Source organism: Paractinoplanes hotanensis, assembly GCF_023717965.1.
In the GTDB taxonomy this organism is placed as follows: domain Bacteria; phylum Actinomycetota; class Actinomycetes; order Mycobacteriales; family Micromonosporaceae; genus Actinoplanes; species Actinoplanes polyasparticus.
This window is the reverse complement of sequence record NZ_JAMQOL010000081.1, coordinates 42064-63413: the sequence shown is the minus strand read 5'-3', so window position 1 is coordinate 63413 and position 21350 is coordinate 42064. Positions and strand designations below refer to the sequence as shown.

General features: G+C 68.6%; 21 protein-coding genes. 17 read left to right on the top strand and 4 right to left on the bottom strand.

What is annotated here, in order from left to right; all coding sequences use genetic code 11:
• The 4 genes from LXN57_RS44975 to LXN57_RS44960 all read right to left on the bottom strand — a co-directional run.
• On the bottom strand, positions 1 to 671 hold a 671-nt coding region (locus tag LXN57_RS44975; protein WP_251804448.1), incomplete at its 3' end, for an RICIN domain-containing protein.
• A 547-nt stretch (positions 672 to 1218) separates the two neighbouring features.
• Positions 1219 to 2031 carry an alpha/beta fold hydrolase gene (locus tag LXN57_RS44970; RefSeq protein ID WP_251804447.1) on the bottom strand — a complete coding sequence of 271 codons (813 nt, stop codon included), beginning with the start codon at positions 2029 to 2031 and terminating at the stop codon, positions 1219 to 1221.
• Positions 2028 to 2588, bottom strand: a complete 561-nt coding sequence (locus LXN57_RS44965) for a DJ-1/PfpI family protein (protein ID WP_221382603.1) — start codon at positions 2586 to 2588, stop codon at positions 2028 to 2030. The genes LXN57_RS44970 and LXN57_RS44965 overlap by 4 nt, the downstream gene beginning before the upstream one ends.
• 92 nt (positions 2589 to 2680) lie before the next feature.
• Positions 2681 to 3424, bottom strand: coding sequence for a GntR family transcriptional regulator (locus LXN57_RS44960; RefSeq protein WP_251804446.1), 744 nt, complete (start codon positions 3422 to 3424; stop codon positions 2681 to 2683).
• Positions 3425 to 3818: 394 nt separating this feature from the next.
• On the opposite strand from LXN57_RS44960, the gene LXN57_RS44955 reads away from it, so the two are divergent.
• The 17 genes from LXN57_RS44955 (at position 3819) to LXN57_RS44875 (ending at position 21340) form a co-directional block, all read left to right on the top strand.
• Positions 3819 to 5204 (top strand): extracellular solute-binding protein, encoded by a 1386-nt coding sequence (locus tag LXN57_RS44955; protein ID WP_251804445.1) that lies wholly within the window; start codon positions 3819 to 3821, stop codon positions 5202 to 5204.
• Positions 5201 to 6151: a carbohydrate ABC transporter permease gene (locus tag LXN57_RS44950; protein WP_251804444.1), complete on the top strand. Its 951-nt coding sequence runs from the start codon at positions 5201 to 5203 to the stop codon at positions 6149 to 6151. Before LXN57_RS44955 ends, LXN57_RS44950 begins: the two co-directional genes overlap by 4 nt.
• The gene (locus LXN57_RS44945; RefSeq protein ID WP_251804443.1) at positions 6151 to 7062 is read left to right on the top strand and encodes a carbohydrate ABC transporter permease; all 912 of its coding nucleotides are present in this window, start codon (positions 6151 to 6153) and stop codon (positions 7060 to 7062) included. Before LXN57_RS44950 ends, LXN57_RS44945 begins: the two co-directional genes overlap by 1 nt.
• On the top strand, positions 7062 to 8129 hold the full coding sequence (locus LXN57_RS44940) for an ABC transporter ATP-binding protein (RefSeq protein WP_251804442.1): 1068 nt from the start codon (positions 7062 to 7064) through the stop codon (positions 8127 to 8129). The genes LXN57_RS44945 and LXN57_RS44940 overlap by 1 nt, the downstream gene beginning before the upstream one ends.
• Positions 8129 to 9205: an ABC transporter ATP-binding protein gene (locus tag LXN57_RS44935; RefSeq protein ID WP_251804441.1), complete on the top strand. Its 1077-nt coding sequence runs from the start codon at positions 8129 to 8131 to the stop codon at positions 9203 to 9205. Before LXN57_RS44940 ends, LXN57_RS44935 begins: the two co-directional genes overlap by 1 nt.
• Before the next feature lie 5 nt (positions 9206 to 9210).
• Positions 9211 to 10671 (top strand): NAD-dependent succinate-semialdehyde dehydrogenase, encoded by a 1461-nt coding sequence (locus LXN57_RS44930; RefSeq protein ID WP_251804440.1) that lies wholly within the window; start codon positions 9211 to 9213, stop codon positions 10669 to 10671.
• Between the two features lie 27 nt (positions 10672 to 10698).
• Complete coding sequence (locus LXN57_RS44925; protein WP_251804439.1) at positions 10699 to 11952, top strand: iron-containing alcohol dehydrogenase; 1254 nt, start codon at positions 10699 to 10701, stop codon at positions 11950 to 11952.
• Between the two features lie 47 nt (positions 11953 to 11999).
• Positions 12000 to 12299, top strand: a complete 300-nt coding sequence (locus tag LXN57_RS44920) for a hypothetical protein (RefSeq protein ID WP_251804438.1) — start codon at positions 12000 to 12002, stop codon at positions 12297 to 12299.
• 316 nt (positions 12300 to 12615) lie between these two features.
• Positions 12616 to 14247 (top strand): tannase/feruloyl esterase family alpha/beta hydrolase, encoded by a 1632-nt coding sequence (locus LXN57_RS44915; protein WP_251804437.1) that lies wholly within the window; start codon positions 12616 to 12618, stop codon positions 14245 to 14247.
• Positions 14244 to 15008, top strand: a complete 765-nt coding sequence (locus tag LXN57_RS44910) for an ABC transporter ATP-binding protein (RefSeq protein ID WP_251804436.1) — start codon at positions 14244 to 14246, stop codon at positions 15006 to 15008. Before LXN57_RS44915 ends, LXN57_RS44910 begins: the two co-directional genes overlap by 4 nt.
• Positions 15001 to 15693, top strand: coding sequence for an ABC transporter ATP-binding protein (locus LXN57_RS44905; protein ID WP_251804435.1), 693 nt, complete (start codon positions 15001 to 15003; stop codon positions 15691 to 15693). The genes LXN57_RS44910 and LXN57_RS44905 overlap by 8 nt, the downstream gene beginning before the upstream one ends.
• 19 nt (positions 15694 to 15712) lie before the next feature.
• Positions 15713 to 16963, top strand: a complete 1251-nt coding sequence (locus LXN57_RS44900) for an ABC transporter substrate-binding protein (RefSeq protein WP_251804434.1) — start codon at positions 15713 to 15715, stop codon at positions 16961 to 16963.
• Positions 16960 to 17832 carry a branched-chain amino acid ABC transporter permease gene (locus LXN57_RS44895; RefSeq protein ID WP_251804433.1) on the top strand — a complete coding sequence of 291 codons (873 nt, stop codon included), beginning with the start codon at positions 16960 to 16962 and terminating at the stop codon, positions 17830 to 17832. Before LXN57_RS44900 ends, LXN57_RS44895 begins: the two co-directional genes overlap by 4 nt.
• Complete coding sequence (locus tag LXN57_RS44890; protein WP_251804432.1) at positions 17829 to 18911, top strand: branched-chain amino acid ABC transporter permease; 1083 nt, start codon at positions 17829 to 17831, stop codon at positions 18909 to 18911. The genes LXN57_RS44895 and LXN57_RS44890 overlap by 4 nt, the downstream gene beginning before the upstream one ends.
• A complete protein-coding gene (locus LXN57_RS44885) occupies positions 18908 to 19588 on the top strand; it encodes a TetR/AcrR family transcriptional regulator (RefSeq protein ID WP_251804431.1) in 681 nt (226 codons plus the stop codon). The genes LXN57_RS44890 and LXN57_RS44885 overlap by 4 nt, the downstream gene beginning before the upstream one ends.
• A gap of 96 nt (positions 19589 to 19684) precedes the next feature.
• Positions 19685 to 20959, top strand: coding sequence for a serpin family protein (locus LXN57_RS44880; protein ID WP_251804430.1), 1275 nt, complete (start codon positions 19685 to 19687; stop codon positions 20957 to 20959).
• A gap of 81 nt (positions 20960 to 21040) precedes the next feature.
• Positions 21041 to 21340: a hypothetical protein gene (locus LXN57_RS44875; protein ID WP_251804429.1), complete on the top strand. Its 300-nt coding sequence runs from the start codon at positions 21041 to 21043 to the stop codon at positions 21338 to 21340.
• Positions 21341 to 21350 lie beyond the last annotated feature (10 nt).

Genomic DNA, 21350 nt, shown 5'->3' with positions numbered 1-21350 from the left:
GCCGAGTAGTAGTAGGCGTCCCCGACCCGGATGATGTCGCCGTCGGCGAAGTCCTGCCACACCACCGGATTGGTGAAGGTCCCGGTTGGCGGCGGCGTCGTGGGGGTGCTGCCACCGACACGGACGAGCTGCCACTGCTGGTTGGTCCCGTTCCAGTCGGCGTACTGCACGATGTTGCCACCGTCGGCCGTGGAGGCGCCCTGCACCTCGACCGCCTTGCCACTGTTGCGGTTGATCAGCTGGATGTAACCGTCGATGTCCTGCACGCTGAACTGCTGATTCGCGGCGTTGTTGTCCGACCACTGCACGATCGCGCCACCGTCCGCCGTCGAGGCGCCCGAGACGTCCAGCACCTTGCCCGACAACCGCGACTTCAGCCGATAGAAGCCTCCCCCGGAGTCGACGAACTGCCACTGCTGCTGGCTCCCGTCGTTACGGGTCCACTGAGTGATCCGGGCCCCGTCATTGGTGGCCAGGTTGTACACGTCGATGGCCTTGCCGCTGTTGCGGTTCACCAGCACATACGACGCGCTGGTGTCGATGGTCGCGGCGGAAGCGGCCGGGGCGGCGACAACCGTGAGCGCTGTACCGGCCAGCAGTGCCAGCACGGCGGTAATCGCCAGATAACCGCGCCGCCAATGCCTTTTGAGGGGTGTGCCGCAGGTGTACATTCGCCGCTCCTGGCCGCTGCATTCGGGGTGAGTTAACGTTCACATCTTGTCGATGACGAATGCCTGCGGGCCGAGCGTTTGGGGGTCGCAGACATCAGACATTCAAGGATGGCAATGTTGCCAGAGTGTTTCATCAAGCTCAAGGGCGCCGGCCACCGAAGTTCCCCGGCTCGGGGTTTCACCTGGTGGAAGCGCCACATTCGGATCCCACGGCTCGGCTGCTGCGCGGTGCCACCGAGAACCGAGGCGTCACTGATCCGCCTTGCCGCACCCGTCGTAACACTTTTTCGGTGCCATTCTCGGGAGTCCTGTGCGTCGATTTGCACAGATGGCGACCAACGAAAGGTTGAAGACCATTCGGCGCGGGCGCATTCGGACAGCCGCCGTAACGGTTCCGCGCGCGACCTCGTTGCGCGTCGAGAATTGCTTACGGAATGGAGGCCACAACCGCGACCTGGACTGTCGCGCCGGCAGACCGGCCAGGGCCTGAGTTCGAGACGGTCTGCGGGCGATGGACGTCGAGGTGCGAACGGCCGGTCCGGTGACCTCAGCCCGGCCCGAGGAAACTCGACAGGAGTTGCCTGAACTCGTGCGGGTGCTCGATCGCCGGCACGTGCCCGCATCGGCCGAACACGTGCAGACGGACATCGGCGAGATGTTCGAGCAGGGGCAGGGCAGCCGTCCCCAGCGGGGTAAGCCGGTCCTCAGCGCCGTGAACGAGCAGCACGGGTGCACGAACCGCGGCCAGCGTCTGCGCCGAGAGGGCGAGCTCGTCGGCCCACCGCGCCCGGGGCGGGGGGAACAACGACGCGAATGCGCCCGCCCCCGCTCGCATCGCGGCCGCGCGGGCGTCGACGGCCGAATCGGTCACGAGCGCCTGGTCGAGGACGAGGCGACTCAGCATGTCTCGTGCCCCGAGCCGGCCGGCGGGGGCGGCCCAGACCGCATCGAGATCGGCGGACAGCGGCGCCCCGGGGGCGCCCATCGTCGAGACCGCCACGACCCGGGTGATCTGCTGGGGGCGCGCGGCCGCCAACGCCAGCGCCACGGCGCCGCCCATGGAATGACCCACCACGGCGTAGCGCTCGACACCGAGAGCATCCATCAGGCCCGCGGCCTGCTCCGTCCACAGCTGGAGCCCACCTCTGGAGCCCGGCGGAACGGGTGTACGGCCGAACCCCGCATGGTCAGGTGCTACCCAGTGCCAGGACGGGCCCAGCGCCTGCGCCGTCGCCGCCCAGGCGCCGGACCCGGTCGTGCCGGGTCCGGAGCCGTGCAGCATCAGCACCGCGGGTCCGGCGCCGCTTTCCATGATGTGGACGGGCGAACCGTCGACCGCGACGGTCCGAACTGCCGTCACTGGCTGACGGACTTGGAAAAGACCTCCATCATGGCCCGGCCGAACTGCGGCATGTCGGGCCAGCCCCGGCAGGAGACGAGGTTGCCGTCCACGACGTCGGGCGCGTCGATGACCGTCGCGCCCGCGTTCTCCATGTCACCGGTGATCGGCGGGAAGCACGCTGTCTTTCGGCCCTTCAGCAGGCCGTACACCGCCGGCACCTGCGCGCCGTGGCACACCAGCGCGATGGGCAGGTTGCGCGCGAAGAAGTGCTCGGTGATGCGCCTGACGTCGGCGTCGACCCGGATCCACTCGGGGGCGCGCCCCCCGGGGATGATGAGGGCGTCATAGCGCTCGACGTCGACCTCGGCCCAGGGCACGTCGACCGGCAGCTTCCGGCCGTTCTTCTCCACGTAGGCGTCGGAGTTGGGGTCGAACTCGTGGATGACCAGTTGCACGTCACGCATCGTCCGTGACGAGACGTCAACGTCCCAGCCGCCCTCCTGCACGCGATAGTAGGGATACATGGTGTCGAGCTCCTCGGCGGCGTCGCCGGTCAGGAGCAGCGCTCTGGGCACCTGCTTCTCCTTACACGTGGGGGCGGGTGAGCTAGATCAAATCGGATCGGATCCGATCCGATGAGTCAGCATTGCTCGGCCCGGCCCGCCCGTCAAGCGTCCGCCGCCATTGCTTCATCGTCCTTGGCCTCGTCGAACAATCGCCGGAAACGCTCGCCGGACCGCAGGATGTGCCGGCGCATCGCGTAGGCGGCGGCATCGGCGTCCCGCGCGGCGATCGCGGCCACAACTTCCTCGTGCTCGGCCATGGCCAGGTGGGTGACCTGGGTGTCGCGGTGAAGCCGGAAGAGGTGCACGTGACTGTGCAGGCGGGCGAGCGTTTCCCGGATGACCTGGTTCTCCGCGCTCAGGGCGACGAGATCGTGGAAAGCGGCGTCGCGCAGCCCGAAGGCGCCGTAGGCCGTGGGCCCGCTGCCCCCCTCCAACTCCGCCATCTCCTCGAGCATTCGCCGCAGACCGGCCACCTGCGCCAGCGATGCGCGTTCGGCGGACCTGCGCGCCGCTGCCGGCTCGAGGAGCAGGCGGACCTCGAGCATGTCCTCGAATCGGTGACGGGTGATCTGGGGAGGAATGCGGTAGCCGGCGTGGGGCACCCGCACGACCAGGCCCTCGGCCTCCATGCGGTTCAGAGCGTCCCGGATCGGCGTCTGCGAGACCCCCAGCTCCCGCGCCAGGACGTCGATCGTGACGCGGGAGTCGGGCTCGATCCGTAGCGACATCAGCTGTCCGAGCAGGGTGTCGTACACCTCGTCGGCCAGCCGGCCGCCGGATCTTCCCGGCGGCGCCGCACCCGTCACGGACCTGCGGCCCCGCGCGATCATCGCTTCGTCGTCCATCGTGACCTGAGGTCCTTTCCTGCGTCTTCGCGAGCCCGTTGACATCGATCACCACGCTGCGGCATGCTGACGCCCACGCCGGATCGTATAGGAAAACTGCCGGATGATCGCCATCCGGCACATCGCGGAACCGCCTTCCGTCGCTCTACGCACCTGACGTTCCCATGAGCATGCTCGACGTCCTGCCCGGTTCGGCAACCGGCCGCATCAAGAACCCGGCACCACGCGGCGTACTCGTGACACCGGCTCCCACGACAGCCGGGCACCACCCGGACAACTCAGCAACCGCTCGGCGAAACACGTAGCGAGGCCCTTAGAAGTCCCCACCCGGAAAGCAGGCAGAAAGATGCGGCATCCGAAGCGAACAGGACGAATATCCGTTGCCGGCCGAAAGGTGCAGCTGGCGACGGCGGCCATGCTGCTGGTGGCCACGACCATGGCGGCGTGCGGCGACGGCGAGGACGACGGCGCGAAGGCAAGCGCCCCCAAGGCGCCGGCGACGATTCCGGAGCTCACCAAGGACCCGCTGACGCTCAGCTTCATCTGGTTCGAGTGGCCCCCCGCCAAAGCCCTGGAAGCCTTCGCGAACGAGGAGTACACGAAAGATCGGCCGAACGCGACCATCAAGGTCAACACCGTGCCGAACGCGAACTGGCACGACGCGATGTTCACCCAGTTCGCCGCGCGCAAGACCGACTTCGACGTCGCGATCCTGGACTCGCAACACATCGGCGAGGCCGTGACGAACGGCAACATCCTCGACCTCACCGACTTCGTGAAACAGAACATCGACGTCCAGGCCTACAACCCGTACCTCCTGGCGGCGTACGGCCAATACCCCCAGGCGGAGACCGGCCAGCGCGACGAGAACGCCAGCCTGTACGGACTGCCGCTGCTCGGCGACACCTGGACGATGATCTACCGCAAGGACCTGATCGGCGACAAGCCACCGCAGACCTGGGACGAGATGATCTCAGCCGCCGCGAAGTGCCAGGCGGACAACCCGGGCGTCAGCGGGCTGGCTTTCCACCAGGCCAACGGCTCCGACGCCGCGGCCGTCACCTACAACACGGTCAACGGCGTCTACGGCGGCAACCTCTGGGACGCCAAGACGCGCAAGATCGACGGCGTTCTCAACGACGCCGCGGGCCAGGAGGCGATGGACGTCCTGGTCAACAAGATGAAGCCGCTGACCGCCAAGGGCTCCGGCAACTGGTTCATCGACGAGGTGAACGCGGCGGTCGCCCAGGGCAAGGCCTGCATCGCGTTCAACTGGATTGCCGCGAGCGGCGGCCTGCTCGACCCGAAGGAGTCGACGCTCGGCAAGACGCGGGAGCAGATTCTCGACAAGCTCGGCTTCGCCACCCTGCCGGCCCAGAAGACGAACCTGGTGCCTCTCGGCGGCATGGGCATGCACGTGTCGGCCTACTCCTCCGCGGCGAACCAGGCCGAGGCCCTGAACTTCATGAAGTGGTTCGAGCAGCCCGACATCCAGAAGAAGTGGGCCGCGGCCGGCGGCGTGCCGTCGCGTACGGACGCCCTGGAGTCACCCGAGTTCCTCAACGCCGGGCCGTTCAACAAGGTGTACGCCGACTCGGTTCCGCGGATGCGGGACATGTGGAACGTGCCCGAGTACGCGCGCCTCGTCGACATCGAGAACACCAACGTGAACGCGGCTCTCAACGGCGCTAAGGAGCCGAAGGAGGCACTCGACGACATCGCCAAGGAACAGCAGAGCGTGCTCGACTCCAGCGGCCGCAAGGGCGGCGGCGGACTGTGAGCGATCCCGTCTCGCTGACGACCGACCGCCCGGGGCAGGTGGCGACGCCGACGCCGCCTGCCCCGGGTCGGTCCCGCTGGTTGAGCGACCGCCGGCTCGCCGTGGCCTTCATCGCTCCCGCGTTGCTGCTGTTGCTCGCCATGTCGGTGTTTCCCTTGCTGTGGGCGCTGTACCTGTCCTTCACCGACTACTCGGCCACTCGCGGGGGGCCCGCTCATTTCGTGTGGTTCGAGAACTACACCGCCATCCTGACGTCGGCGCAGGTGCACCAGCGGGCCCTGACGACGTTGATCTACGTGGTCGGCGCGGTCACTCTGCAGACCGTGCTCGGCTTCACCATCGCGTACCTGATCTCCCGGCGCACGCACGGGCGAGGACTGCTGACCACTCTGTTCCTCGTGCCGATGATGCTGTCGCCGGTCGTGGTCGGGCTGTTCTGGCGCTTCATGCTGGACGCGCAGTTCGGCGTGATCAACAGCATCCTGGGCTCGGTCGGCCTGGGGCAGGTGGAGTGGCTCACCCAGCAGCGAACGGCACTGATCTCGCTGATCGTGGTCGACACCTGGCAATGGACGCCGTTCATCATGCTCATCGCGCTGGCCGGCCTGACCGCGGTTCCCACATACCTGTACGAGGCCGCGTCGATCGACCGGGCGTCCGAGTGGTTCCGATTCCGCACCATCACTCTTCCACTGGTGTGGCCGCTCCTCCTCATCGCCGTGTTGTTCCGGGCCATCGAGGCCTTCCGGCTGTTCGACCTCGTCTACATCCTCACCAACGGCGGGCCGGGGGTCTCCACCGAGACGTTGTCGTTCCACGTCTACAAGGTCGCGTTCCTGGGCTTCAACACCGGAACTGCCTCGGCGTACGGGATTCTCATGGTCCTCGTGGTCATCGTCCTCACGCAGCTCTACCTGCGCTACCTGAACAAGCTCAAGGAGGACTGATGGCCGTCTCCATCGACGAGGCCGTGTCCCCCGGTCCGGTCCGGGATCACACGGCCCCCGCGCCCCGCCGCGGCGGCCGGGGCCGCTCCGTGCTGGAGCTCGCGTTGCTGGTCGTGCTGGCCGCCGTGATGCTCTTTCCGGCGCTGTGGATGCTGGAGACGTCCATCAAGGAGAACCGCGACGTCTATGCCATCCCGGCCAAGTTCTTCGACTTCACGGTCACCCTGGACCATTTCAAGGACGTGTTCGTCGCCCCCGGCGGCGGTCGGTCGGCCGTGTCCGTCTCGTTCCTCAACTCCGTCGTGGTCGCCGGAGTCTCCACGCTGCTGGCCACCGTGCTGGGGGTCCCGGCGGCCTGGGCCTACTCCCGCTTCTCCGTGAGGGCCAAGAAGGACCAGCTGTTCTTCATCCTGTCCACCCGCTTCATGCCGCCGGTGGTGGTCGTGATCCCGATCTTCCTCATGTACCGCCAGGTCGGACTCATCGACAGCAAGCTCGGCCTGATCCTCATCTACGCCGCGTTCAACGTCCCGTTCACGATCTGGATGATGAAGGGGTTCGTCGACGAGGTGCCCCCCGAGTACGAGGACGCCGCCATGCTCGACGGCTACACCCGCTTGCAGGCCTTCTGGAAATTCACCCTCCCCCTGCTGGTGCCCGGCATCGCCGCGACGGCCGTCTTCGCCCTCATCTTCTCGTGGAACGAGTTCGTGTTCGCCATCTTCCTCACCTCCAGCGACGAGGTGCGGACGGCCCCACCCGCCATCGCCGGCCTCATCGGCGGCACCACAGTGGACTGGGGTCTCGTGGCCGCCGCCTCCGTGGTGTTCGCCCTACCGGTACTCATCTTCGCCTACCTGGTGCGCAAGCACCTCGTCGCCGGTGTGACGCTCGGGGCGGTGCGACGCTGATGGCCGGCATCGAGGTGACCGCTCTGCACAAGCGCTACCCGGACGGTACGGTCGCGGTCGATCAGGTGGACCTGTCCATTCGCGACGGCGAGCTGTTCGTAATGCTCGGCCCTTCGGGTTGCGGCAAGACGACCACGCTGCGGGCCATAGCCGGCCTAGAGCGGCAGACGACGGGCGACATCCGCATCGGCGACACGCTGGTCAACGACCTGCCGCCGGCCGAGCGCGACATCGCGATGGTGTTCCAGTTCTACGCCCTCTACCCGCATCTGAGGACTCGCGACAACCTCGCCTTCCCGCTGCGGGCCGAGGGACTACCCAAGGCCGAGGTACGCGAACGGGTCGACGAGGCCGCCCGGCTGATGCGGCTAGGTCCGCTGCTCAACCGACGACCGAGCCGGCTGTCCGGCGGGGAGCAGCAGCGCGTCGCGCTTGCCCGCGCCCTGGTGCGACGACCGCGCGCGTTCCTCATGGACGAACCCCTCACCAACCTGGACGCCGAGCTGCGGGCGGACATGCGTACGGAGATCAAGCACCTGCAGGGGGAACTGGGGACGACGATGGTCTACGTCACCCACGACCAGGTCGAGGCGATGTCGCTCGGTCACCGGATCGCCATCCTCAACAAGGGCCGCGTCGAGCAGATCGGCACGCCGCTGGAGGTCTACGACCGTCCGGCGAGTCTCTTCTGCGCCGCGTTCATCGGCTCCCCGCCGATGAACCTGATCGACGTGGAGGTGGCCGACGGGAAGCTGCGCAGTCCGGGCGGGTTGGTCCTCACACCACCGCCGGGCCTGCCGCGCGACCGTCGCCTGGTCGCCGGCGTCCGGCCGGAGGCCCTGGAAGTCACCGAAGCAGGGGCGGAACGTTCGGTCCCGGCCCGCGTGGTCTCGGCGGAGTGGCTGGGCGACGAAATCATCTACGTGGTCGACCACGGCGGCCGGCGCGAATCACGAGTTCGGATGGCACCGACCGTCCGTTTCGCCGCCGACGCACCGGTCGGGCTGCGGCACACCGGCGGCACACCGGCGGTCTACGACGTGAGCACGGAAGAGCTGGTGGCCTGATGGGAACCGTGGCAGCGCACGGGCTGCGCAAGTCCTTCGACAAGGTTCAAGCCCTGGACGGGGTGACGCTGGACGTGCCGGACGGCTCGTTCTTCGTCGTGCTCGGGCCCTCCGGGGCAGGCAAGACGACGACCCTGCGAGCGATCGCGGGCCTGGAGAAGCTGGACGCCGGGGCGGTGCATCTGGACGGCAGGGACGCGACCGGTGACACCCCGGCCGCACGCGACCTGGCCATGGTCTTCCAGAACTACGCCCTCTACCCGCGGCGCACGGCATACGAGAACATCGCCTCGCCGCTGCGGGCGCGCCGGTGTTCCTCGAGCGAAATCGCCGCTGCCGTCGACCGGATGTCGAGCCTGCTGCACATCGAACGTCTGCTGCAGCGTCGCCCCGCGCAGCTGTCGGGCGGTGAGATGCAACGCGTCGCCCTGGCCCGCGCGCTGGTTCGTAGCCCGCGCGCATTCCTCATGGACGAGCCGCTGACCAACCTCGACCTCAAGCTGCGCGTCGAGATGCGCACCGAGCTCACCCGGATCCACCGCAGCCTCGGCGCCACCTTCCTCTATGTGACCAACGACCAGGTCGAGGCCCTGTCCATGGCCGACCAGGTCGCGGTCCTCAAGGAGGGGAAGGTGCAACAGGTCGGAACGCCGACCGAGGTGTACGAACGGCCGGCCAACCGGTGGGTCGCCGGATTCGTCGGGAGCCCGCCGATCAGCCTGCTCGCCTGCCGTGCCGAGGGCGATCGTCTGGTCGGTGCGGAAGGCTGGACGCTGCCCCGGCCCCGCTGGACCACGGCTGAGGACGGTCGTGCGCTGCTGCTGGGCCTGCGCGCGGAAGACCTGTCCGTCGAGCACCGTGGGGACGCTGCGTTGCCCGGCGAGCTCTACGGGCTTGAGCCGCTCGGTGACCGAACGGTCGTCGACGTCCGCGTGGGAACGGAGATCCTCAAGGTCAAGGCACGCCCCACCGTCACCGGCACCCAGGGCGAGCGGCTCCAGGTCACCGTGGACCTGGACCGTGCGCACCTGTTCGACGCGGGCACCGGGCTGTCGCTGTCCCGGGCCGGGCGGTGACCGCGATGAGTGACCCGATGAACGCCCTGGCCCCCGAGCACCGGCGGCTGCGGATCGGCGACGCCTGGCGCGACGCCGCCGGCGGGGCCACCTTTGCCGTCGAGGACCCGGCCACCGGCAAGACCATCGCCGAGGTGGCGGACGCCGGCGTCGGTGACGGGCTGGCCGCGCTGGACGCGGCGACCAAGGCCATGGCGGAGTGGGCAGCGACCCCGCCGCGGAAACGGTCGGAGTTGCTGACCGCGACGTACCGGGCTCTCACCGAGCGATCCGAGGAGGTCGCCCGGCTGATAACGCTCGAGATGGGCAAGCCGCTCGCCGAGGCTCGGGCCGAGGTGGCGTACGGCGCCGAGTTCTTCCGTTGGTTCGCCGAGGAGGCGGTGCGCGTCGAGGGGCGCTACAGCACTGCTCCCGCAGGCGGATACCGCATCCTCACCGTGCCGAAGCCGGTCGGACCGTGCGTCTTCGTGACGCCCTGGAACTTTCCGTTGGCCATGGGCGCCCGCAAGATCGCTCCTGCGCTGGCCGCGGGCTGCACGACGATCACCAAGCCGGCCGCCCAGACGCCACTCACCATGCTGTTCCTGGCCCGCATCATGGAGGAGGCCGGCGTTCCCCCGGGCGTCGTCAACGTGGTGACCACCAAGCGTTCCGGCGAGGTGGTCTCGGCGCTGCTGGCCGACCGGCGGACCCGCAAGCTCTCGTTCACCGGGTCGACCGAGGTCGGGCGCGTACTGCTGCGACAGGCTGCGGACAACGTGCTGCGCACCTCCATGGAACTGGGCGGCAACGCGGCCCTGATCGTGTGTGCCGACGCCGACCTGGACGTCGCGCTCGACGGCGCCATGGTGGCCAAGATGCGCAACATCGGCGAGTCCTGCGTCGCGGCCAACCGGATCTACGTCGAGGAGCCGGTGCGCGAGGAGTTCACGGCGCGCTTCGCCGAGCGGATGGGCGCGCTTTCGATGGGCCATGGTCTCGACGACGGCGTGGACGTCGGGGCGTTGATCGACGATGCCTCGGTCACCAGGATCGAAGAGCTCGTCGCCGACGCTAGGCGTCGCGGCGCCCGGGTCCTGGTGGGCGGCGAGCGTCCGGATGGGCCGGGCCACTTCTACCCGCCCACAGTCCTCGTCGACGTGCCCGACGATGCGCTGATGCTGAAGGCGGAGATCTTCGGCCCGGTGGCGCCGATCATCTCGTTCACGTCCGACGACGAGGTGCTGGCGAAGGCCAACGACACCGAGTACGGCCTGGTCGGCTACGTCTTCACTCGCGACCTCCAGCGGGCGCTCCGGTTCACCGAGGGGCTGGCAACGGGGATGCTCGGCGTCAACCGTGGTCTGATCTCGGACCCGTCAGCTCCGTTCGGCGGCGTGAAGCAGTCCGGGATCGGCAAGGAGGGGTCACACGAAGGCATCCTCGAGTACCTCGACCTCACCTATGCGGCGATCGACCTACCGTGACCGCCGACGTTCCAGGGAGGCACTGACATGCTTGAGACCGTCCGCGGACCACGCCAACTGATCGTGGGCGAAGGGGTCGCGCAGAACATCCCCCGAATAGTGGCCGAGGCCGGCTCGCGAGTCCTCGTCGTGACCGACCAGGTTCTTCTGGGGCAGCCGGGCGTAGCCGGGATCGTGGCCGCCGTACGGGAAAAGGTCGAGGCCGTCGAAGTGTTCTCCGACGCGACCCCGGACGTGCCACTCACCGACGTCGCCCGGGCCGTCTCGGCCGCCGCCGAGGTGGACGCCGACGTGATCCTCGCCATCGGGGGCGGCACGGTGATCGACCTCGCCAAAATCGTCGGCGTCATCCGGCGCCACGGCGGGACGCCCCGCGACTACTACGGCGAGTCGAAGGTGCCGGGGCCGACGATTCCGCTCGTCGCGGTCCCGACGACGTCAGGCACCGGCTCCGAGCTCACACCGGTCTCGGTGCTGACCGACCCGGACCGCGAACTGAAGGTGGGAGTCTCCAGCGTCCACATCGTGCCCGACTTCGCCATCGTCGACCCCGAACTGACCTACACCTGCCCCGCGACCGTCACCGCCCACTCCGGCATCGACGCGTTCTGTCACGCGGTAGAGAGCTACACCGCACGACCCCGGCCCCACGGACCACGCGACCCGGTGGAGCAGGTCTTCCTCGGCCGCAACCCGATCACCGACCACTACGCGCTCCTGGCCGCGGAGCGGATCGCCCGTAGCCTGCGCCGCGCAGTCAGGGACGGCGGCGACACGGACGCCCGCGCGGACATGTCCTACGGGTCCATGCTCGCCGGAATCGCCTTTTCCCACGCCGGCAACGCGGCCCCGCACGCCCTCCAGTACCCCATCGGCGCGGCCACGCACACGCCGCACGGCCTGGGCGTCGGGCTGTTACTGCCCTACGCGCTGGACGCGGCCAGGGGTGCCATCGGCAATCGCTTGGCCATCCTCGCCCGGGTGTGCGGGCTCGACGTGACCGACGCCTCGGAGGCCGAGGCCGCAGACAGTTTCCTCGCCTGGCTCGACCAACTCCTGGCCGACATCGGCATCCCACCCACCTTGGCGGACATCGGCGTGGTCCGCGCCGACCTCCCGCGCTTCGCGGCGATGGCCGGTGGCGTCACCCGCCTGATCCAGAACCATCCAGGCCCCACCGACACCGCCAGCCTGACCGCGATCCTCGAGGCGGCCTGGACCGGGAACCGAACCCGGCACGTCCTGACTCCGAGCGGGAACAGCGACCGCCCCTTCACCTGACGACGGGTTCCCTCCCCCACCATGCCGGCGCCCAGAGTTGCCGCCTGTTGCTGTACGGCGCCGCGCGCGACGGTCGCCTGGTCTGGCGGTCCGCCGACGAGTTCGCGCTGCTCGAGCCCCCGATCGCCCGGGGCACGGAGTGGGCGAGCAGCGATGCTGGGCGCACCTGGCCCGGACGCCTGGACCGCTGGTGGGATCACCTGGCGTTCGGCGTCCCCCCGTTCCTGCTGCTGGCCCTCAGCGTACCGACGTCGTTCGTTCCGCGGGTGGGCACGCTCCTCGCGCTCCTGCTCGTCTGCATCGCGCTGCTGTACCTGACGGACAGCGGGTTCCTTCAGCCGGCGTAGCCGTCACCCACGACGGTCACGTCGCCATCCACTCGCTCATCTCTACCGGACGCTCGCATGGATGGCCATCCGGCGACCCTGACGAGGGTAATCGCCCGGCGGTGAGTGGATTTCCTCGGTGGCACTCGGGAACGCGGTCATGTCCGGCCCGCGGGTCAAGGGACCCGCTGCGCATAGGTCAAGATCGATAGTCCTCTGCGGACATTACCTTGGCGTTTCCCTTGCGAGTCGAATGTGACCCATGGCACAGTCAATGGCACTCAGTGCCGCGCTTCAAAGCATTGGCGGCACAGCGTGCTCTTTTGGAGGTTCGCAAATGAGTCGAATGCTGGCACTCGTGACCGCGGTGGTGAGTGCGACGGTCGTCTTCGGGCAGAGCCCGGCCGCGGCCACGGGGAGCACGGCGCCGACGTGCGCGGAACTGGCGGGAACGGCGATTCCGCCCGGGGCGATCAGCCTGCCGACCCGCGGCGGCCGCGTGGAGTCGGCATCCCTGGTGACCCGGGTGGTGAGCGGCCGGACCGTTGAGTACTGCAGCGTGGGCGCCTCGCTCTTCCCGAGGGATCCGTCCGCTCCGGACATCAGGCTGCAGCTCGGGATGCCCGTCGGCTGGAACCGCAACACGATGATGTTCGGGGGCGGCGGCTACAACGGCACGATCCCCGACATCGCCCAGAACGTGCCGTTCGGCCGTCCCGACTCGCCCACCCCTCTGGCTCGGGGATATGCCACGTACGCCAGCGATTCCGGCCATCAGGCCGGGCCGACCGGGTCCCTGGACGGGTCCTTCGGCCGCAACGACGAGGCCCTGCGGAACTTCGCCGCCGGCGATGCGCTCAGGAAGACCCACGACGCCGCCCTGTACCTCGTCCGCCGTGGCTATGGCGCCGGACCCGACCGGACGTACTTCGCGGGCGGCTCGACCGGCGGACGCGAGGCTCTGGTCGTCGCACAGCGGTGGCCGGACGCGTTCGACGGCGTCATCTCCGCCTACCCGGCCTGGAACAACGCGGCCGAAATCCTGGACCTCGGATACCTGGCTCACGTGATGTCCCGGCCCGGCGCGTTCCCCGGGCCGGCCAAGCAGACCCTGCTCTACAACAGCGTCATGGCGGCCTGCGACGGACGCGACGGTGTCGAGGACAGAATCATCTCGAATCTCGGCGGCTGCCACTTCGACCCCCGGGTGCTCCGCTGCCCGGCCGGCGCCGACACCGGGCCGGCCTGCCTCTCCGACCCGCAGATCGCCTCGGTGACGGCAGCGTCCACGCCGTTCCGCTGGCCGTACCGAATCGCCAGCGGCGAGCGGCACTACCCCGGATTTCCGTTCCTCTCGGGCGCCGACATGAGGACGCCGTATCTCGGATTCGGCACCACCGCGCCCGCGAACCCCATGCCGGCCACCAGCGCGTACGGGTTCCAGTACTGGGATCAGTGGGTGAAGCACTTCCTGACCCGAGACCCCAGCCACAGCTCCCTGGAGGTGGATCCGCGGCGGCCCGGGAAGTGGCTTCCCCGGATCAGCTATCTCTCCACCGTCCAGGACCGCAACAATGTGGACCTGCGCCCCTTCGCGCGGGCCGGCGGACGACTGATCCTGATGCACGGCTCCGCGGACGAACTGGTCTCCCACCGATCCACGAACGACTATTACCGACGCGTGCTGGCCACGGTCGGCGCCCGGCAGACCGACGCGTTCATGCGGTACTACGTGGCGCCGGGCGCGAATCACGCCAACTTCGGTGCACCCGCGTTCGCCGCCACCTGGGACTCGCTCTCCGCCCTGGAACGCTGGGTACAGAACGGGCAGCCGCCGGCCCGGCCGGTGGTGCAGGACCCCAGGGACGGACGAACACGTCCGCTCTGCGAGTACCCGGGCTGGCCGAGATATCGCTCGGGTGATCCCGCGCTCGCCCAGAGCTTCGGGTGTGCCCAGGGGACCGCGTGACGCCGGGCGGCCGGGTGGTGATCCGTACCCGGGCCTTGACCAGGGTTTTCCGGGGTTTCCGTGCGGTCGACGCGGTCGACCTGGAGGTTCGCGAGGGTAGCGTGCACGCGCTGGTCGGTCCCAACGGTGCGGGCAAGACCACGTTGTTCAACCTGTTGACCGGCTTCCTCGCCCCGACGTCCGGGACGATCACGGTGTTCGACGAGGACGTCACCGGTCTGCCGCCCGAACGGGTCGCACGCCGGGGCGTGGCCCGGTCGTTCCAGATCACCAGCCTCTTCGACACCCTGACGTGCCGCGAGCACGTGGAACTCGCTCTTCAGGGGCACAGCCGGCAGGGTTTCCGGTTCTGGCGGTCGGAGAAACTGCTCGGCCGGCATCGAGCCCGCGTGGACGAACTGCTCGCGCAGGTGGGACTGATGTCGCTGGCGGACAAGCAGGCCGGACTTCTCGCGTACGGGCAGAAGCGCGCGCTGGAGCTGGCCCTGGTGCTGGCGCTGGACCCACCGGTGATGCTCCTCGATGAGCCGACGGCCGGGATGGGGATCGAGGACGTGGACCGCACCATCGAGCTGGTCCGTCGCCTCGCTTCCGGTCGCACCGTGGTGTTCGTCGACCACAACATGCACGTCGTCGGCAGCCTGGCCGACCGGGTGACGGTGCTGCAGCAGGGCCGGATCCTGGCCGAGGGCGGCTACGACGAGGTCCGCCAGGACGAACGGGTGATCACCGCGTACCTGGGTGAGGCCGAACATGCTTGAGGTCACCGGACTGACGGCGTGGTACGGCCAGGCGCAGGCGCTGCACGAGGTGGACGTTCGCGTGAACGAGGGCGAGGTCGTGTCGCTGGCCGGCCGCAACGGCGCCGGCAAGACCACCCTGGTGCGGTGCTTGATCGGCCTGCACCGGCAGGCGGGCGGCACCGTGCGTCTGCACGGCCGCGACATCGCCGGCATGCCGGCGCACCGCAGAGCTCGAGCCGGCATGGGCTGGGTCCAGGACGACCGCGGCATCTACGCCAGCCTGACGGTGGAGGAGAACCTGTTGTTGCCGCCCGCGGTGTCCGACCGGGCCTGGACGCTGCAGCAGGTCTACGAGGCCTTTCCCGTACTCGCCGAGCGCCGTAAAGCGCCCGGCACCACGCTGTCCGGCGGGGAGCAGCAAATGCTGGCCATCGCCCGGGTGCTGCGGACCGGCGCCCGTCTGCTGCTCATGGACGAGCCCTCGGAAGGCTTGGCCCCGGTGGTCGTGGCCCGGATCGGGGCGATCATCCGCGAGATCAAGGCCACCGGCGCCGGCGTGCTGCTGATCGAGCAGAACGTCAAGTTCGCCGCCACGGTGGCCGACCGGCACTACCTGCTCAGCCAGGGCCGCATCGTCGAGTCCCTCGACAACGACGAGTTCCGGCGCCGCGAGGGCGACCTACTCAGACACCTCGGCATCTAACCCGACTGGGGAGTACACCATGGAGAGCAAGCGGAAATGGGCCGGCGCCTCAGCCTTGACGGTGACACTGCTGCTGAGCGCCTGTGGCGGTGGAGGCCCGGGGAGTTCGGGCGGTGATTTCACCGGAGACAAGCTGGTGCTGGCGGTCCTCAACGACCAGTCCGGGATCTACAAGGACGCGTCGGGGCCGAACTCGGTCAAGGCGGTCAAGATGGCCGTTGCCGACTACCGGGCGAAGTACGGCGACAAGGCCGTCGTCAAAGAGATCGAGGTGACCTCGACCGACCACCAGAACAAGCCCGACATCGCCAACACCAAGGCTTCCGAGCTGTACGAGCGTGGCGGCGCGGACGTCATCCTGGACGTGCCGACCTCGTCCGCCGCCCTGGCCGTCGCCAACCAGGCGAAGAACCACAAGAAGCTGTTCCTCGACGTCAGCGCGGCGACCACCGCGCTGACCGGCGCCCAGTGCAACAAGTACACGTTCCAGTGGGCGTACAACACCTACCTGCTCGCCAACGGCACGGGCACGACGGTCACCCGGGACGGTGGCAAGAAGTGGACGATCCTGTTCCCCGATTACGAGTTCGGCCAGAACATGACCAAGTCCTTCACCGATGCGGTCACGAAGGCGGGTGGCACGGTTCAGGAGGCCATCCCGACGCCGTTCCCGAACGAGAACTTCGCGACCTTCCTCACCAAGGCCGGCAGCAGCAATCCCGATGTGATCGGCACGATGCACGCCGGCGGTGACCTGATCAACCTGGTCAAACAGTTCAACGAGTCGGGGCTGAAGGACAAGGGCGTCGAGCTGGCCGTCGGGCTGATGCTCATCAACGACATCCACTCGCTGGGCGTGGAGCAGTTCGCCGGCACGCTCTTCACCGACCCCTGGTACTGGAACATGGACGCCGAGGCCCGGGCCTGGGCCGACAAGTTCCTGGCCGAGACCGGGGCCCGCCCGAGCTTCGAACACGCGGGCAACTACTCCGCTGCGCTGCAATACCTGGAGGCGGTCCAGGCGGTCGGCACCGACGACGCCGACGCGGTGGTCGCGAACCTCGAGGGCAAGAAGGTCAACGACGTGTTCCTGCGCAACGGCGAGATCCGGGCCAAGGACCACTCCGTCGTCCACGACGCCAACCTCGCCCGCGTCAAGAAGCCGGCCGACGTGAAGGAGGCCTGGGACTACGAGGAGATCGTGACCAAGATCCCGGCGGCCGAAGGATTCCCGCCGGCCGAGGCGTCCGGCTGCTCGATGAAGCCATGAGCGCGCTCCTTCAGTACGCCGTACAAGGGCTGGCGGCGGGCAGCTTCTACGCGCTGGCGGCGCTGGGGCTGGCGGTCATCTTCGGGGTCCTGGGCGTGGTGAACTTCGCGCACGGCGCGTTCTACATGCTCGGCGCGGTGGCCACGGCGGTCCTGCTCGACACCCTCGATCTCACGCTGTGGTGGTCGTTGCTGGTGGTGCCGGTGCTCATGTTCCTGTTCGGCGTCGTGGTGGAGCGGCTGCTCGTCCAGTGGTTGCTCCAGCTCGATCCGCTCTACAACCTGCTGCTCACCTTCGGCCTCACGCTGGTCCTCGTCGAGCTGGTGAAGCAGCAGTACGGCGTCTCCGGGCTGCCGTACCGACTGCCGAGCGGGCTGCAGGGACGCGTCGATCTGGCCGGCGTGGTGCTGCCGCGCTACCAGCTGTTCGTCCTGCTGTTCTCGGTCGCGGTGTGTGTGCTCGTCTGGCTGATGATGACGCGGACCCGAATCGGCATGATCGTCCGGGCGGCGACCGAGAAACCTGAGCTCGCCCGGGCCCTGGGCATCAACGTGGGACGGTGGGTGACGCCGGTCTTCGGCTTCGGCGTCGCGCTCGCCGGCCTGGCCGGTGTGCTCGCCGCGCCGTTCCGGGCGATCACCGCCGACATGGGCAACAACTTCGCAATCATTCTGTTCGCGGTCGTGGTCATCGGCGGTCTCGGGTCGATCGTCGGCGCGGTGATCGCGGGCTTCCTCGTCGGCCTGGTCGAGGCCTTCGGCCAGGCGTACGCCCCGACGTTCGCGCAGATCCTCATCTTCGTCCTCATGGCCCTGGTCATCCTGATCAGGCCGGCCGGGTTGTTCGGACGCCAGGAGGCGACAGCATGACCAACTCCGTGATCACCGAGGCCCCGCCCGCCGAGGCCGACGTCCCCGTGGCCGCGACCAACCCGAGGCTGCGGTGGATTCTGCTGGCCGCCGGGCTGGTGGCGGCGCTGGCGCTGCCCTGGTTCATCTATCCGCCGGTGGCGATGGACATCGTGGCGCTGGCGCTGTTCGCGATCGCCCTGGACATCCTGCTCGGCTTCACCGGCCTGCTGTCCTTCGGACACGCGGCGTTCTGGGGCAGTTCGGCGTATGTGACCGGCCTGATCGCCACGCATTACGGCGTGCCGTTCCCGGTGGCCGTCATCGGTGGCGCGGTCTTCGCGATGATTCTCGCGCTTCCCATCGGGTACGTGTCGGTGCGCCGCTCGGGGATCTACTTCGCGATGGTCACCCTCGCCTTCGCGCAGATGGTCTACTTCATCGGCTATCAATGGAGCGACCTGACGGGCGGCGAGAACGGGCTGCAAGGCGTACCCCGGTCGTTCTTCGGCATCGAATTGGTGGAGACCGAGTCGTTCTATTTCTATTACGCGGCCCTGCCGATCCTGCTGTTCGGCATGTGGGCGGCGTGGCGGATCGTGCACTCGCCGTTCGGACGAGTCCTGGTGTCGATCCGCGACAACACGCCGCGCGCCCGGGCGCTCGGCTACGACGCCGACAAGTACAAGGCCGTCGCCTTCGTGCTCTCCGCCGGGCTCACCGGCCTGGCCGGTGGTGTGTTCGCCATCAACCACGGATTCGTCGCGCTGACCGAACTGCACTGGACCACCTCGGGTGACGTCGTGCTGATGACGGTTCTCGGTGGTATCGGCACGCTGTGGGGCGGCATCGTGGGCGCGTTCCTGACCGTGATGCTCGCCGATTACCTTGCCTCCTCCGGCTTCCACGGCATCGACCTGATCACCGGCTCGGTCTTCGTCCTCGTGGTGCTGCTGTTCCGCCGCGGAATCTGGGGAACCGTCCGCCATCGGTGGAACATCCGGCGGCTGCGGCGTGCGTCGGCACGCGCTGGGCAGGGTTACAGTTCGCCGGACGGCAATTCGCGCCACACGACGTCAGGAGAGGGCACCGGTCGGTGACTTCGCGGAAAATACTCGACACCAAGTACCGGATCTCGGAAACGGCGATGGCCCTGTTCCTGAAGGAGGGGTACGCGAACGTCACGGTCGAAGCCGTTGCCGCGGCGTCCAGCGTGTCCCGCCGTACCGTTTTCCGGCATTTCGAAAGCAAGGACGAACTGGTATTCCCGGACCACACCGAGCGCCTCGGGCTGGTCGAGCGTTGTCTCGCGGCGGCGCCCGAAGGTACGGATCCGGTGGATGCCGTCATCGCGGCCACCGAGGAGTCGCTGCACGAGTTCCTCAGTCGGCCCGAACTCGTGCTCCGGCGCTACAAACTGACGCGCATCGTTCCCGAGCTGCGCAAACGCGAGGTCGTCGAGCACGAGCGGTACGTGGCGCTGACCCGGTCGTACCTGCGCGATCGCCTCCCGCCCGACGCGCCCCCGTTCCAGCCGATGGCCATAGCCGCCCTCATCGACGCGATCCACCGATCGGCGCTCGGCAACTGGGTACGCGAGGGGGGCGCGACCGACCCCGAAGCCGAACTGGCGGCGGGCATGGAATGGGTACGCCGCATGATGGTTCACCAGTCGGCGTTCTCGACCTCTCCCCTGCTTCTCGCGGTGCTCCCCGACACGCCACAGACCCGCCGCGTGCTGATCTCGTTGAAGGACGCCGCGGAGGAACTGCCCTGACCGGGGTCAACCGCCGCGAGTGCCTAATATTGATGACTCTGGATTTATTGCGCCGAACTCTGGCGTGCCGGCAGACGACCGTTCTACCGTCGCCGTATGGTCTCGCGTCGATCCCTCCTGCAGGCTGTCCCGCTCGCCGTAGCGGCCCTCGGCGTCCCCGTCCACGCGCGCCGGCGAGCCGCGTCAGGGAGCTCCGGGCGTGTGCCGCCCGACCCGGCTTCGGCGTCGGCCGCCGCGACCGCCGTCCGTGGCTTCACCGCCGATCTGTACCGCTCGCTGGCTGCGGCGTCCCCCGACGGCAACGTGGTGTGCGCCCCGTACTCGGTCGCGCTCGCGTTGGCGATGACGCGGGCCGGCGCCGGAAGCACCACGGCGGACGAGATGGACACGGTGCTGCACGCGCCGCAACCGCGTCCTGCCGCGCTCGACAACGGGCTCAACACCGTTGATCAGCTGCTGGCGGCCCGGTACCAGGACGGCGACGGCATCAAGGCGCCCAAGCTGACCACGGCCAACGCCCTGTGGACGCGACTCGACCTCACCCTGCGGCCCGCCTTCCAAGATGTCCTGGCGGGGTACTACGGCGCCGCGGCACATCCGCTCGACTTCCGCGGCGCGACGGAGGAGGCCCGTCAAGAGATCAACACCTGGGCGTCGGACCGGACCAACTCGAGGATTCCCGAGTTGCTGCAATCCGGTTCGGTGAGTCCCGACACGGCACTGATCCTGACGAACACCATCTACCTGAAGGCGCCGTGGAGGTACCCGTTCACCGTGCCCGCGACCGCGACCGCGCCGTTCACCCGCGACGACGGCCGGGTCGTCGACGTGCCGCTGATGCGCGGGCCGTTCGAGCGGATGGGCTACCTCGAAACAGACGGCTGGCGCGCGGTCGACGTACCGTTCGCCGACGGCAGCCTCGCCATGGCGGTCGTCATGCCGACCCGGCCGGGACTGGCCGCGGTCGAGGCGCAGCTCGACGAGGCGTGGCTGCGCAGCCTGCTGCTGGGCTTCCGGATCCAGGACGTCCGTCTACGGTTGCCGAAGTGGACGTTCCGGCTGCCGGTCCAGCTGGGCGCCACGCTGAGCGGGCTGGGCATGCCGACCGCGTTCACCGCGCGGGCCGACCTCACCGGCATGAGCACCGATCCGTCCCTGAAGATCGACGATGTGGTGCACGAGACCTTCATCGGGATCGACGAGAAGGGCGCCGAGGCGGCTGCGGCATCGGCCGTGATCATCCGGCCGCCGTCGATCCCGAGCGGGCCCGACTTCTTCGTGGACCGGCCGTTCCTGTATGTCATCCACGACCGGTCCAGCGGCGTGCCGCTGTTCATCGGCCGCGTCCACGACCCCTCAGTCACCCGGTAGACCCGCCGACGTCATTTCTGGTGAAGTGCGCGACGGGCTCAGGTCACCGTCCGCGTTCTCGGCCTGCCCTCGTTCGGCACGGTGACCTCCGCGAACGCCGTCATGCAGGTGCTCTTCGTCTTCGCCGGTCTGGGCCTGCAGACGGCGGTCCAGCGGGAGTGCTCCGCGCTGGCCAACCCTCGGGGAGCCCGCCAGCTGGTCCCGGCCGCCGTCGTGGTGATCGTGGTGATCTCGACGTTGGCCTGGTGCACGATCGGCCTGTGGGCAAGCGCCCTGCAGTTGGCCGACGACGTGCCCGCCCTGCGGCTGGCGGTGTTGTGGGCCGGCTCGTCGGCCCCGATGGGTCGACCGTGGCGTCCGCTTCGCCCCGTAAAAGTCTGACCATTGTGGC